This is a genomic window from Frankia gtarii (genome assembly GCF_025403375.1).
Classification (GTDB): Bacteria; Actinomycetota; Actinomycetes; order Frankiales; family Frankiaceae; genus Frankia; species Frankia gtarii.
Window position 1 is genome coordinate 1 of the sequence record NZ_JAMPTM010000041.1, and the last position, 13,518, is coordinate 13,518.

Genomic DNA, 13,518 nt, shown 5'->3' on the forward strand with positions numbered 1-13,518 from the left:
GCCCCAACGCCCCCGGCCCCCGCGGACTCGCCCAGGGCGGACTCGCCGGCCGCACCGGCCGTCGCGCTGGCGGTCCGCGACGTGCGGATCCGCGACGAGGCCAACGACCGCGAGATCGTGCGCGGCGTCTCATTCGACCTGCGGCCCGGCCGGGCGGTCGGCATCGTGGGGGAGTCCGGCAGTGGCAAGACGCTGACCTGCCGCGCGATCCTCGGCATCCTGCCCGAGCACTTCGCCGTGTCCCACGGATCGATCGAGATTGCCGGGCGCGACATCGCCGGGCTGACGACCCCGCAGTGGACCGACCTGCGCGGGTCGACGATCAGCGCGGTGTTCCAGGACCCCGCGTCCTACCTCAACCCGTCCATCAAGGTGGGGGCGCAGATCACCGAGGTCATCCAGGTCAAGTCCGGGCTGCGGCGGCGGGCGGCACGGCGGCGGGCGCTCGAGCTGCTGACCGCGGTGCACCTGCGCGAGCCCGAGCTCGTCTACGACCAGTACCCCCACGAACTGTCCGGCGGCATGCTGCAGCGCGTGCTCATCGCCACCGCGATCGCCGCCGGCCCCCAGGTGCTCATCGCCGACGAGGCGACCACCGCGCTGGACGTGACGGTGCAGGCCGAGATCCTCGACCTGCTCGCCGACCTGCGGGAGCGCACCGGGCTCGCCCTCGTCGTCGTGTCCCATGACCTTGCCGTCGTCGCGCAGGTCTGCGACGAGGTCCTGGTGATGCGAGAGGGCGAGGTCGTCGAGCGCGGCGCCACCGCGGACGTGCTCTACCACCCGCGCCACGAGTACACCCGGCTACTGATCGCCGAACACGAGCAGTACGGCCTGGATCGCTACCTGGACGACCCGAACGACCCGAACGACCCGAACGACCCGGGCCCCGTCGAGCAGCGAAAGGAGCTCGACGGTGTCCACTGACGGCCGTCCGGTCCTGCAGGTCGACGACCTCGAGATCCACTACGGGCTGCGCCGGCGGCGGCGCCGGGTGCTGCACGGCGTCTCGCTGTCGGTGGCCCGCGGCGAGACCGTCGGCGTGATCGGCGAGACCGGCTCGGGCAAGTCGACCTTCGCCCGCGCGGTGCTCGGCCTGGTGCGGGCCTCCGGCGGCCGGATCCTCATCGACGGCGAGGACGTGTCGCGCCACTCCCCGCGGCAGTGGCGCGCACTGCGGCGCCGCGGCGTCGTCCAGTACGTGTTCCAGGATCCGCTGCGCAGCCTCGACCCCGACCTCACCGTCGAGGAATCGCTCATCGAGCCGTTGCTCGTCCAGGGCGTGGCCCGCAAGGAGGCGATCGAGCGCGGTCGTAGCTATCTCGCGCGCGTCCGGCTCGACCCGGAGCTGTTCGGCCGGCTGCCCGGGGAGCTCTCCGGCGGCCAGCGTCAGCGCGTCGCGGTGGCGCGCGCCCTGGTCACCGAGCCCGCTCTGATCATCCTGGACGAGCCGGTGAGCGCCCTGGACTCCGCCAACCGCGTCGGCATCCTGGAGATCCTCAAGGAGCTGCGCGACGCCGGCGTCGCACTGATCTTCATCTCGCACGACCTCGGCTCCGTCGCCGGCGTCGCCGACCGCATCGCGGTGCTCTACCAGGGCGAGTTCGTCGAGGTGGGGGCCGCTCGCGCGGTGATCAACACTCCTCGGCACCCCTACGCGCGCCTGCTCGTCGGCTCGGCGCCGACGCTGCGTTCCGCCGCCACTCGGGCGCAGCGGGAGGCACTGCGCGCCGAGCTGCACGCCCAGCCCGATCGGGCCCAGTCCGATCATGCCCAGCCCGATCATGCCCAGCCCGGTCACGTTCGCGCTCACGCCTGACCGATCCCGCGGAAGGGAACCCGACATGGCTCGCAAGCTCCACCTCGCCCTGAGCGCCTACGGCGTCGGCGGCCCCGGCCAGCACGGCCTGTGGAAGGACCCGCGCGTCCCGAACAACGCCAGCGTCGACATCAACTACTACATCCGCCAGGCGCGGACCGCCGAGCAGGCGCTGTTCGACGCCTACTTCATCGTCGACAGCCAGTTCATCAACGCCGACTACCCGGCGCATTACCTCAGCCGGCTCGAACCGCTGACGCTGCTGTCGGCGGTCGCGACCCATACCCGCAACATCGGCCTGATCGGCACCGCGAGCTCGACCTACAACTCGCCGTTCAACCTCGCCCGCCGGTTCGCGTCGCTGGATCACATCAGCGGTGGGCGCGCCGGCTGGAACGTCGTCACCAGCTTCGACACCGGCACGTCGCGCAACTACGGGCTGGACGAGCACCTCGACTACGCCACCCGCTACGGCCGCGCGCTCGAGTCGGTCGAGGTGGTGCGCGGACTGTGGGACTCCTACGAGGACGACGCCTTTCCCGCCGACGTCGAGCGCAACCTCTTCGTCGACCCGACGAAGCTGCACGCCCTCGACCACGTCGGTGAGCACTTCAAGGTCGCCGGGCCGCTCAACCTCTCCCGCTCACCGCAGGGCCAGCCGGTGATCTTCCAGGCCGGCGTCTCCGAGGAGGGCCGCACCCTGGCGGCCCACGTCGCGGAGGGCATCTACGCTCCCGGTGGGACGCTGGCGGAGTCGCAGGCCTACTACGGCGACATCAAGCGGCGGGCCGCCGCGCTCGGGCGCGATCCCCGACATGTCGTGATCTTCGTTGGCGCCAGCCCCGTCGTCGCCGCCACCGACGCCGACGCGCACCGGCTCTCCCGCGACATCTTCGAGGCCGACAACGACTTCGACCGCAAGCTCGGCTTCCTCGGCCGCAGCTTCGGTGCCTACGACTTCAGCCGGCACGACCTCGACGCGCCGTTCCCCGACCTCGCGCACCTGGCCGAGAAGGGCGGGCGCACCCGCGGCCTGGAGATCTTCCGGCATGCCCGCGAGGAGGGTCTCACCCTGCGGCAGGTCGTCGAGACGGTCACCGAGTACGCGCCGTCGCCGTTCACCGGCGCGCCGGACACCGTCGTCGACGCGATCGAGCAGTGGTTCACCACCGGCGCGGCCGACGGGCTGAACCTCCGCTTCCGCACCCACGACGACCTCGAGGGCTTCGTCGCCGACGTCGTCCCGTCGCTGCAGAAACGCGGTCTGTTCCGCACCGAGTACACCGGCGACACGCTGCGGGACAACCTCGACCTTCCGATCCCGGCCAACCGCTACTCGCCCGAACCCGAACCCGAACCCGAACCCGAGCGCGAGACCTCGACCTCGACCCCGGCTGCGGCTGCAGCCGCACAAGCCTGAAAGGCCCGTTTTGACTACGCATCCGGCCTATTCGGCCACGGGTGGGCGCGACGTCCACACCGTGCACTTCCCCACCGCCACGCCGCCGGCCGAGGTCGACGTGCTGATCGTCGGCGCTGGCCCGGTGGGCCTGTCGGCGGCCGTGGAGCTCACCGCCCGGGGGGTGCGGGTCGCCGTCGTCGACCGCGCCCGCACGGCGACGCTGGTCCGGGCCGGCGCGATGGGCCACACCCCGCGCGTGGTGGAACACTTCCGCCGCTGGGGGCTGCTGCAGCGCATCCGCGACGAGTGGACCTTCCCGCCGGAGTGGAACCAGGGCATCCGGCTGGTCACCTCGCTCGTCGGCCACGAGCTGCTCGCCCCCCGCCGCCCGTCCTTCGCCGGTCCGTCCAGCGCCCGCCACTCCACCGAGGAGGCGCTGCGCCGTCCCCAGAGCGCGTTGCAGCGGGTCTTCCTGGACCGCCTCGACCGGCGCGGTGTCACGGCGGCGGGCGGCTGGCGGCTCGTCGCACTGCGGGAGAGCGTCGCCCGCATCGAGGCCGATGTGATCGGGGAGGACGGTGAGCCCGGTGAGCCCGGCGCGCGACGCACCATCCGGGCCCGCTATCTGATCGGCGCGGACGGCGCCAGCAGCACCGTGCGCCGGCTCGCCGGCATCGAACGCGACGGCGACCATGCCACCGAGAAGCGGCTGCGGCTCATCGTGCGCACCCAGGACATCTCCGACCGCGTCGGCCCGGCGCCCAGCGGCACCAACATCGTGTTCAACCAGAACGCCGCCGGCTTCCTCGCCGCGGTCAGCACCCGCGAGTGGCGCGTGTACGCCGGACCGTATCCGCTCGACCACACCCCCACCGAGGCGGAGCTGATCGACGGCGCCAGGGCGGCCTTCGGGTTCGATCTCGACCTGGAACTGGTCTCGGCGACGACCTTCTACGACGCCACTCGGATCGCGCGGACGTTCCGCCGCGGGCGGGTGCTGCTGGCCGGCGACGCGGCGCACGTGCGCACCCCCGGCGGCAACCTCGGTGAAGGCTTCGGCGACGTGGTCAACCTCGGCTGGAAGCTCGCCGCCGTGCTCGCCGGTCAGGCCCCCGAGGAGCTGCTGGACTCCTACGACCAGGAGCGCCGCCGGCACAACTGGCGCATCGCCGACCACGCCCTGGAGCGTTCGCGGCGCTCGCACGCGCTGCTGGCGGACCTGCGCCGCCTCGGCATCCCCGACGACGCCGACGTGAGCCCGCAGGCGCAGAGCCGGCGCGCCGAGATCAGCGCCCGCATCAGCCAGGGCCGTTTCGACGCGCCCGGCGTGACCTTCGACGAGCGCTACGACGCGTCGTCGGTGATCTCGTACGAGGACGACCAGCTCGATGTGGAACCGCCGTGGCGCGCGGACATCTACCAGGACGACCCGCGGCCGGGCCACCGCGCGCCGGACGGCCTCGTCGATCCCTACGGCGGCACCCTCTACGACCGCATCGGCAACGGCTTCGCGTTGCTCGTGCTGTCTGCGGACAGGGAGGTGGAGCGGGCCTTCGCCGCCGAGGCGCTTGCGCGATCGCTGCCGTTCACGGTCGTCCACCTCGCCGACCCGGTGGTGCGCGCGCTGTACGGCGCCGACAACGTGCTGATCCGCCCCGACCAGCACGTGGCCTGGCGCGGCGCCGGCCTTCCCGCCGACGGCGCCGGCGGCGTCCTCGACCTCGTCCTCGGGGCCGGCCAGCTCACCGGCGACATTCCCGGCCAGATCTCCCCGGTGAACGGGAATGTTGCGGCGGACCAGGGTTTCGCGGCGGACCGGGGTCTCGTGGCAAAGAAGGTCGCCGTCCCGACCGGCGCCGACCTGGCTGGCGCGAGCGCGTCCGCCCGATCCTGAAAGGCCATCAGCATGACCGATGCGTCCGCCACCGCCGTGTCCGCCACCGCCGTGTCCGCCACCGGGGGATCCGCTCCGCCGCGCTTCCGGCTCGGCTTTCTCACCCACGTCCAGGGCCCCGGCGACCTGACGTCCACCTACGACCATGCGCAGGAGCTGTTCGTCGTCGCCGACGAACTCGGTTTCGACGTCGGCTGGGTGGCCCAGCACCACGTGTCCCTGGGCGGCGGTGGGCTGCCCTCACCCTGGACGTTCCTGGCCTACGCCGCCGCGCGCACCCGGCGCATCCGGCTCGCCACCGCGATCACCATCCTGCCGCTGGAGGATCCGGTCCGGTTGGCCGAGGACGTGTCGGTCGTCGACACGCTCAGCGGCGGCCGGGTCGAGATCGGCGTCGGCAGCGGCGGCAGCGAGCTGGAGTACGCCGCCTTCGGCCGCGACGTCGGCCGCCGCCGCGAGCTCACCAGCGAGGGGCTCGCTGTGCTGCGCAAGGCGCTCGCGAACGAGGAGGTCGGCGCCCCCGGCTTCACCATCCAGCCGCCGGCACGGGACTTCACCGACCGGATCTGGCAGGGCGTCTTCAGCGGCCCGGGTGCCGAGTACGCGGCGGCCTCGGGGTCGAACCTCCTGCTCAACCGCGCCGCCTACGGCTACGACGAGCCCACCGACACCGTGCAGCGGCCCTGGGCCGACGCCTACCGCGCGGCCTGGACCCGGCCGCGCCCACCGCGCATCGGGCTGTCGCGGTTCATCTTCCCCGCCGCCGACCGGCGGACCGCGCTGGCCCAGATCGGGCCGCACGTGCTCGCGGCCGCGCAGCGGTTCTCCGAGCACGGCGCCTTCCCGAAGGGAATCGACACCGACGAGGCGCTCCGCCGGTTCCACTCCTTCTACGGCCATCCGGACGAGATCATCGCGCAGCTGCGGCAGGAGCAGGTGCTGCCGGTCGCCACAGACCTGATCGCCCAGTTCAACCCGGCGGTCGTCGACCACGATGCGGCGATCCGGGCGCTCGAGCTCATCGCCACCGAGGTCGCGCCCGCCCTGGGTTGGCAACCCGTGCCCTCTGCCGCGTCCACACTGGCCGGAGTCTGAACCCAGGGCCGAACCACCTCGACGTCGCCGGGTTGATGATCCTGCGGTCCGGTCCACGACCGAGACGTCAACGCAGCCGTGAACATCAGAACCGAGGGATGCAGGGGGCACCGCTGGACAGGCGGAAACGGTAAACGCCCGTGGAGCGCGACCCGTCCCCGGCCCCGATCACCGAGGTGGATCCAGCGCCTCGTGCGTCGACGCCGCTCCGGAGACGTCCACACTCACGCCGACGTGATCGTCCGACTCCCGGCCTGCACCGGCCTGCACCGGCTGTCGGTCCTGCGGCGGGCGTCAGGGCTGTGTCGGGTGTCGGGGGCGCTGGCGGGCGTGGTGGCGGCAGGCGGCGGCGAGGTCGGCGACGGCCGCGCACGCGGCGGCCACCGACAGGTGCTGGTCGCGGCGTAGGACGAGCCAGAGCTCGACGCCGCAGATGGCGGCGAGGCGACCGGCGAGGTCGTCCCGGGCGGCGGGGGGCAGGGGATCGAGGTCGGCGGCGAAGACCGCCTCGATCCACTCCCGGTGGGCCCGCCGGCCGGCGTCGGCGCTCTCCCTCAGCGCCGGGGAGGCGTCCTGCTGGTGCAGGGTGCGTTCGGTGATCCGCCCCCACTGCTCGTAGTGCCGGGCCAGCCGGTCGGTCACCCCGGCCAGGTCGTCGCCGGCCGGGCGGGCGTCGCCCGGGTCGCCGCGGGTGGCGGCGACCTGCGGCACGATCCAGCCGTTGATGGCCCGCACGAGGCCGTCCTTGGTCCCGACGCGACGGATGACGGTCTGCAGGCCGACGCCGGCCCGTTCGGCGACCGCCGGCAGGGTGATGTTATCGAACGGACGTTCGACGAAGAGCTCGGTGGCCGCGCGCAGGATCCGCTCGGTGTTCGCGTCGGTGGTCTCGGCCCGCCGGCGCTGCTGGTACGCCCGGCTCGGCTCCATATTCACGGTATGAACCATACCGCCAAATTTGCCGCCCAAGAGTGTCGTATGCACGTCAGAGGTGGTGGAACGGAAGTGGTGGAGCGCGGAAGGTTCCCGGTTGTGCGTACGCCCACTATGAGCCGCATCACATCTACCGTTGACGTGAGATGGAGGCGCTAGCCTTCCTGCCGTGACGACTTCCGACACCACCGCCGGCACCTCGCCGCCCGGGGCCGATGACGTCCCGACCGTGTCCGGTTCGGACAACTACAAGTGGATCGCCCTGTCGAACACGACCATCGGTGTCCTGATGGCGACGATCAACAGTTCGATCCTGATCATCGCGCTCCCGGACATCTTCCGGGGCATCAAGGTCGACCCGCTCGCCCCGGGGAACACCTCGTACTTCCTGTGGACCCTGATGGGGTTCATGCTGGTCACGTCGGTGCTCGTGGTGAGCCTCGGCCGGGTCGGCGACATGTTCGGCCGGGTGCGGATGTACAACCTCGGCTTCGCGGTCTTCACCGTGTTCTCGATCCTGCTGGCCGTCACCTGGATGCACGGCACGACCGCCGCACTGTGGATCATCATCATGCGGGTCGGGCAGGGCATCGGCGGCGCGTTCCTGTTCGCCAACTCCAGCGCGATCATCGCCGACGCGTTCCCGGAGAACGAGCGTGGACTGGCGCTGGGCATCAACGGTGTCGCGGCCATCGCCGGGTCGTTCCTCGGCCTGCTGGTGGGCGGCCTGCTCGCCCCGGTCGAGTGGCACCTGGTGTTCCTGGTGTCGGTGCCGTTCGGGATCTTCGGGACGGTCTGGGCCTACCTGAAGCTGCGCGACAACGGCGTGCGCACTCAGGCCCGGATCGACTGGGCCGGCAACATCACCTTCGCCATCGGACTCATCGCGATCCTGACCGGCATCATCTACGGCCTGCAGCCCTACGGCGGCCACACGATGGGCTGGACCAAGCCGTTCGTGCTGATCTGCATGTTCGGCGGGCTCGCCGTGCTGATCGGGTTCGTCGTGATCGAGCTGCGCTCGTCGGACCCGATGTTCAAGCTGGAGCTGTTCAGCAACCGGGCCTTCACCATGGGTAGCCTGGCTGCGCTGCTCGCCGCGCTCGCCCGCGGCGGCCTCCAGTTCATGATCATCATTTGGCTGCAGGGCATCTGGCTGCCGCTGCACGGCTACAGCTTCGAGCGGACGCCGCTGTGGGCCGGCATCTACATGATCCCGCTCACCGTGGGCTTCCTGCTCTCCGGGCCGGTGGCCGGCCGGCTCGCCGACCGCTACGGTGCGCGCCCGTTCGCCACCATCGGACTGGTCGCCACGGCCGTCGCGTTCCTGCTGTTCAACGTGATCCCGATCGACTTCAACTACGTGGCGTTCGCGGCCATCCTGCTGCTGATGGGCCTGTCCATGGGTCTGTTCGCCGCGCCGAACACCACCGCCGTGATGAACACCCTGCCGCCGAACCAGCGCGGCGCCGGCGCCGGAATGCTCAACACGTTCCAGAACTCGGCGAGCGTGCTGTCCATCGGCGTGTTCTTCACCGTCATCGTGCTGGGCCTGGCCTCCAGCCTGCCGGACGCGATGTTCTCCGGTCTCACCGCCCAGGGCGTCAACCCGGCGAAGGCCCACGAGCTGGCGAACCTGCCGCCGATCGGCAGCCTGTTCTCCGCGTTCCTCGGCATCAACCCCACCGAGCAGCTCCTCGGCTCGGACACGCTGAACGCCCTCGACCCGAGCAAGGCCCAGTTCCTCACCGGGCACACGTTCTTCCCGAACCTCATCGCCGGTCCGTTCGGCGACGGCCTGCACCTCGCCTTCTACTTCGCCGCCATCGCCTGCGCGCTCGGCGCGGTGCTGTCCTGGCTGCGTGGCAAGGACAGCCCGCACGCGCGCCGCACGCTGCGCGAGGACGCCGCCGAGGGCCTGGCCGGCGCCGGCGACATCGCGGCGATGGAGGACGGCGCGGGCAGCACCCTGGCCGCCGAACGATAGGGCCACCGAACGGCAGGGTCACCGAACGGCAGGGTCACCGAACGGCAGGGTCACCGAACGGCAGGGCCGCCGAACGGTACTCTCGCCGAGCGATGGCCCCCTGACAGCGACTCCCGGTTCTGGTCCCTGACCGGGAACATCCAGCCTCCGAGAGGTCCTGAAACTCGATGGGCGACAGCGGCGATGACGAGGAAACGCCGGCCGGCCGGGCCGAACGGCCCGGCCGGGCTCCGGCATCCGACGGCGCCGCGTCGACCGGCGGGAACATGAGAAACAATCGCAGGATGCGTGACGAGGACGGGACGCAGAAGGCGCAGCGCGAGCTGTGCGGCATCGGCCAGGCCGCGCAGAAGCTCGGGGTTTCGGTGCGTTCCCTGCGGTATTACCAGGAAGTGGGGCTGATCACCCCGTCCGGGAGAACCTCCGGCGGGAACCGGCTCTACGCCGACTCCGATCTCGCCCGGGTACGCCGGATCCGGGAGCTGCAGACCCTGCTCGGTTTCAACCTGGATGAGATCCGCACCATCCTTGTCTACGAGGACCGGCTCGCCCAGGTCCGGGTGGAGTTCCACGCCGCCTCCGACGACGGCGACCGGCTGCGGTTGCTGTCCGAGGGCGAGACCGCGTATCGCAGGCTCCGGGCCGAGATCGACGAGAAGATCAGCCGTCTGGCCGCCTTCCGTGACGAGATCGACGAGCGGCTCGAACGGATGAACCGGTTCCGCGACGGCGCCGTCGCCCGATCCTCCTGACCCGGCGGTCAGGCCGGCGGTCCGCGGCGTAGTCGGCCGGCGGGGCGGGGCAGCTCGGCGACCAGCAGGGCGACGTCGTCGTTCAACGTCGACCGGGTCCAGGCCCGCAGCCGGTCGACCAGGTCGGCGACGGCCTCCTCCAGCGTGCCGCGGGACAGGGCCGCCTGTGCCGCGGGCAGCAGCGGGAAGAAGCGGCCGGTCGCCGGGTCTCGGGCCTCGGTGATGCCGTCGGTGTAGAGCAGCAGGCGGTCACCGGGCCGCAGCGCGACCTCGACGGTGTTCCCCGCCGTGTCCTTGGTGTCGGCGAGCAGGCCCAGCGGCGGCAGCCGGGTCGCCACGTCGAGCAGGCTCGCCTGACCCTCGCGGACCAGCACCGGATCTGGGTGGCCCGCGTTGACCAGCCGCAGCCGCCGGCCGTCGACCTGCCCGACCACCGCGGTGACGAAGTCGTCGAGCCCGCAGACCTCGGCGACCTCGGCGTCGAGGCCCGCCAGCACCATGGGCAGGTCCTCCGCCTGTCGGCCGACGAAGCGGAAGCAGCCGAGCACCCGGCTGGCGATGCGCACCGCGTCGAGGCCTTTGCCGCGGACATCACCGACGAGCAGGCGGGTGCCCCAGGCGGTGTCGACAACCTCGTACAGGTCCCCGCCGATCCTCGCCTCGGCGGCGGCGCTCTCGTAGCGCACCGCGAAGCGCAGACCTCCGGACGAGCTCGGAACCGCGGCGAGGATCGACTGCTGGGCCACCTCCGCCACCCGGGTGACGTTCTGCAGCTTCGTCTCCCGCCGGGTGTTGTACCGGCTGACCAGCACCGCCAGCACGCCGCCGACGGCGACCCCGCCGAGGCGCACCGCCTGGGCGGTCGGGCCGCCATCGCTCTGACCGAACAGGTGATCGAATATGCCGAGCATGACCCCTACGCCGATCGCCAGCACCCCGTACAGCGCGGTCAGCCGGGGGCCACCGAACGTGGCGGCGAGCATCGGGCTGAGCACCGCCAGTTCCAGGACGGTCCACTCCCGGTTGCTCAGTTCCAACGCGGCAACCCCGGCCAACATGAGCAGTGGCAACAGCGCGGTGAACCAACGCCCCGGCCAGGAGGACAGTGCCGTCAACGCGGGGCACCGCCGAGCCCGAGGAGGGGCCGCATCCGACCTGGGCCGGACCGGTGAGGGGGCCACTCGTCGCGGTCGAGCCTCATGCTGCCTCAAATACCCCCTCGCCGTGGGGCCGAAGCAGAATCCCAGCTCAGCCGGGGTGAACTCGGTGAGTGGGGGCGGTCAGGGCTGGCCGGGGCGCAGCGCGATGAACAGTCCCTCGGCGTCGACGGTGAGGTCGCCCTCGGGGTCGCGGATCGTCCCGACCACGAAACGCTTGCGACCCTCCACCCGATCGACGTGAGCCTCGACGAGCAGCTCGGGGCCGATCGGCGTGATCTTGCGATAGTTGACGTGCAGGTAGGCGGTGCGGGAGGTGCCCCGCCCACCGGCGTTCGCCAGCCGGCCCAGCACGTCGTCGAAGAACAGCGGGATGCTGCCGCCGTGCGCGGCACCGTTGCCACCCAGGTAGTAGCGTCCGAGCACCAGCCGGCCCCGCACGTGCTCGGTGCTGCTCTCGTCGACGTGCAGAGCCGGCGCGAGCGCCTGGGCGTGGCCGGGCTCGGTGAGCAGGTAGCCGGCGAGCTGCTCGGACTCGCTCACGGTGAACGGGGCAAGCAGCCGGGTCACCTCCTCCAGCCCCTCCCGGGCCTTGCGGGCGACGTCCTCGGGCGGGCTGGCGCCGGTGATCGTGTCCTGGGCCGCGCGCAGCGCCTCGATGAGGTCGACGAACTCGCGGTGCTCCGCGGCCGACTTCTCGGCGCTGCCGGCGTCTCTCCCGTCTGCCACCGTGTTCCTCCCGTTGTCGGGCCGCGCGCCCCGCGGCACGACCGTCCATTCCACCTTTGCCTGCCTGAACGCCCGATGCCCGCACTCGGGGGGAGATGTCCGGCACAGCACGGCTGCGGGAGCCTGGCCGGTCACGCCGACCCGCACCCGCGACCGGCTCATCGCTCGCATGCGCGGGCTTCGGGGGCTTCGGGGGCTGCGCACGGTGGCGGGCGCCTGACGTCCGGCCGGGCCCTTCGGGTGCGTTCCGCTCGGAGTGGGCCCCTTCCATGGTGACGTGACGTTAGAGTGCCGCTTGTGTCACGGTGCGCACAGCCGGTGGCCGCGTCGGGCCGAGGGTGCGTCGGCGCCGCGGCCCGCGGCGGCGGGAAGCGTGAACCAGATCGTTCTGTCATGAGGGTGGCGGGAATGATGCGCGAATCCGGTAGTTCGCCCGGAGCGCCGCGGGCCGAGGGCTACAACCCGGCGCTCGACGGGCTACGGGCGCTCGCCGTCCTCGCGGTGCTCGGCTTTCACCTGGATGCCCTGTCCGGCGGGTATCTCGGCGTCGACGTGTTCCTCGTACTCAGCGGGTTCCTGATCACCGGCCTGCTGCTGGCCGAACGGGATCGCACCGGCACCGTCGCCCTGGGCCGCTTCTACGTGCGGCGCGCCTTCCGGCTGCTGCCGGCGTTCGGCGTCTTCGTGGCGGTCGGCGCGGTGCTCGTCGTCGCGCTGAAGAGCCGCGCCGACCAGTGGGACTTCGCCGACAACGCGATCAGCTCGCTGCTCTACGTCAACAACTACTACCGGGTGTTCCGGCCCGACTCGGGCGGTGCGTGGTTCGGCCACACCTGGTCGCTGTCGTTGGAGGAGCAGTTCTACCTGATCTGGCCGGCGGTGCTGGTGCTGCTGTGCCGGCGCCCGGCGACCCGGCGGCGGCTGCCGGCGATCCTCACGGCTGCGGCGGTCGTCGTGTTCGTCTGGCGGGAGGTCCTCATCGCCGCCGGGGTGAGTGACGCTCGGATCTACTTCGGCCTCGACACCCGGGCCGACGCGTTGCTCGTCGGCGCCGGCCTCGCCGCCTGGGGATGGGTCGGGTCGAGGCTGCCGGGGCCGGCGGACACGGATGTCGCCCGGTTGCGGCGCTTCGGCAGAGCGGTGCGGCTGGCCGGACTCGCCGCGCGCCTGCGCGGCGCGTCCGGACTGATCCTGGCGGTCGCCGGGCCGGTGGCGCTGGCGGCGCTCGCCGTGCTCGCCGTCACCGTCCCCGAGCCCGGGAACGGGATCACCGCGCTCGACCTGGGCGGCTTCACCGGTGTCGCGCTGCTTGCGGGCGTGGTCGTCCTGTCCCTCGACCGGTGCCGCGACGCCCCGCTGGCGGTCGCGCTCGGCAGCGCGCCGCTGGCCTGGTTCGGCCGGATCTCCTACGGGTTCTACCTGTGGCACTTCCCGGTCGCCGGCACCGTCCGCGACCGCCTCGGCGACCGGGTCGGCACGCCAGGGCAGGTGCTGATCGCGATCGTGCTGAGCACGGCGCTCGCCGCGGGCTCCCACTACCTGGTCGAGCGGCCGGCGCAGCGGCGGCGGCCGAAGTGGGCGACGAGCCCCACGGTCCCCGCCCAGCGCAGCCCCGGCCAGGGCGTCCCCGCTCCCGGTCCGGTGGCCTAGCGGTACGCGGGACGGGTTGCGGTGCGAAGTGCACGATCCGCCCTCGGGGGACCGTGCAAAACGCACCGCAACTGGCCTCCGCCCTGGTTCGGACTGACTC

The 13,518-nt window shown here is 72.0% G+C and carries 11 protein-coding genes; 8 read left to right on the forward strand and 3 right to left on the reverse strand.

What is annotated here, in order from left to right:
* Positions 1-66 precede the first annotated feature (66 nt).
* From NBZ83_RS09065 to NBZ83_RS09085, 5 genes are read left to right on the forward strand one after another with little or no spacing between them, the layout of a single operon-like run.
* Positions 67-927 carry an ABC transporter ATP-binding protein gene (locus tag NBZ83_RS09065; RefSeq protein WP_264763071.1) on the forward strand — a complete coding sequence of 287 codons (861 nt, stop codon included), beginning with the start codon at positions 67-69 and terminating at the stop codon, positions 925-927.
* Positions 917-1,819: an ABC transporter ATP-binding protein gene (locus tag NBZ83_RS09070; RefSeq protein ID WP_261569015.1), complete on the forward strand. Its 903-nt coding sequence runs from the start codon at positions 917-919 to the stop codon at positions 1,817-1,819. Before NBZ83_RS09065 ends, NBZ83_RS09070 begins: the two co-directional genes overlap by 11 nt.
* 25 nt (positions 1,820-1,844) lie before the next feature.
* Positions 1,845-3,239 (forward strand): NtaA/DmoA family FMN-dependent monooxygenase, encoded by a 1,395-nt coding sequence (locus NBZ83_RS09075; protein ID WP_261569014.1) that lies wholly within the window; start codon positions 1,845-1,847, stop codon positions 3,237-3,239.
* A gap of 10 nt (positions 3,240-3,249) precedes the next feature.
* Positions 3,250-5,115, forward strand: a complete 1,866-nt coding sequence (locus tag NBZ83_RS09080) for an FAD-dependent oxidoreductase (RefSeq protein WP_261574747.1) — start codon at positions 3,250-3,252, stop codon at positions 5,113-5,115.
* Positions 5,116-5,127: 12 nt separating this feature from the next.
* On the forward strand, positions 5,128-6,210 hold the full coding sequence (locus tag NBZ83_RS09085; protein WP_261569012.1) for an LLM class flavin-dependent oxidoreductase: 1,083 nt from the start codon (positions 5,128-5,130) through the stop codon (positions 6,208-6,210).
* Positions 6,211-6,504: 294 nt separating this feature from the next.
* On the opposite strand, the gene NBZ83_RS09090 is transcribed toward NBZ83_RS09085, so the two are convergent.
* Complete coding sequence (locus tag NBZ83_RS09090; protein ID WP_261574757.1) at positions 6,505-7,140, reverse strand: TetR/AcrR family transcriptional regulator; 636 nt, start codon at positions 7,138-7,140, stop codon at positions 6,505-6,507.
* Between the two features lie 172 nt (positions 7,141-7,312).
* Here NBZ83_RS09090 and NBZ83_RS09095 point away from each other — a divergent pair, with 172 nt between their 5' ends.
* Together NBZ83_RS09095 and NBZ83_RS09100 are read left to right on the forward strand one after the other, a co-directional pair.
* A complete protein-coding gene (locus tag NBZ83_RS09095; RefSeq protein ID WP_261569011.1) occupies positions 7,313-9,130 on the forward strand; it encodes an MFS transporter in 1,818 nt (605 codons plus the stop codon).
* A gap of 284 nt (positions 9,131-9,414) precedes the next feature.
* Positions 9,415-9,882, forward strand: a complete 468-nt coding sequence (locus NBZ83_RS09100; RefSeq protein ID WP_261569010.1) for a MerR family transcriptional regulator — start codon at positions 9,415-9,417, stop codon at positions 9,880-9,882.
* An 8-nt stretch (positions 9,883-9,890) separates the two neighbouring features.
* On the opposite strand, the gene NBZ83_RS09105 is transcribed toward NBZ83_RS09100, so the two are convergent.
* Both NBZ83_RS09105 and NBZ83_RS09110 read right to left on the reverse strand, forming a co-directional pair.
* On the reverse strand, positions 9,891-10,997 hold the full coding sequence (locus NBZ83_RS09105) for a PP2C family protein-serine/threonine phosphatase (RefSeq protein ID WP_261569009.1): 1,107 nt from the start codon (positions 10,995-10,997) through the stop codon (positions 9,891-9,893).
* Positions 10,998-11,162: 165 nt separating this feature from the next.
* On the reverse strand, positions 11,163-11,768 hold the full coding sequence (locus NBZ83_RS09110) for a PaaI family thioesterase (RefSeq protein WP_261557961.1): 606 nt from the start codon (positions 11,766-11,768) through the stop codon (positions 11,163-11,165).
* A 408-nt stretch (positions 11,769-12,176) separates the two neighbouring features.
* On the opposite strand from NBZ83_RS09110, the gene NBZ83_RS09115 reads away from it, so the two are divergent.
* Entirely contained in the window at positions 12,177-13,418 is a 1,242-nt protein-coding gene (locus tag NBZ83_RS09115; protein ID WP_261569008.1) for an acyltransferase family protein, read from the forward strand.
* Positions 13,419-13,518: the final 100 nt, after the last annotated feature.

Excerpts from the sequence above, each read along its gene's own strand:
- NBZ83_RS09075 (WP_261569014.1), top strand. The coding sequence starts at position 1,845 with ATGGCTCGCAAGCTCCACCTCGCCCTGAGCGCCTACGGCGTCGGCGGC.
- NBZ83_RS09115 (WP_261569008.1), top strand. The coding sequence starts at position 12,177 with ATGATGCGCGAATCCGGTAGTTCGCCCGGAGCGCCGCGGGCCGAGGGC.
- NBZ83_RS09085 (WP_261569012.1), top strand. The coding sequence starts at position 5,128 with ATGACCGATGCGTCCGCCACCGCCGTGTCCGCCACCGCCGTGTCCGCC.
- NBZ83_RS09100 (WP_261569010.1), top strand. The coding sequence starts at position 9,415 with ATGCGTGACGAGGACGGGACGCAGAAGGCGCAGCGCGAGCTGTGCGGC.
- NBZ83_RS09090 (WP_261574757.1), bottom strand. The coding sequence starts at position 7,140 with ATGGAGCCGAGCCGGGCGTACCAGCAGCGCCGGCGGGCCGAGACCACC.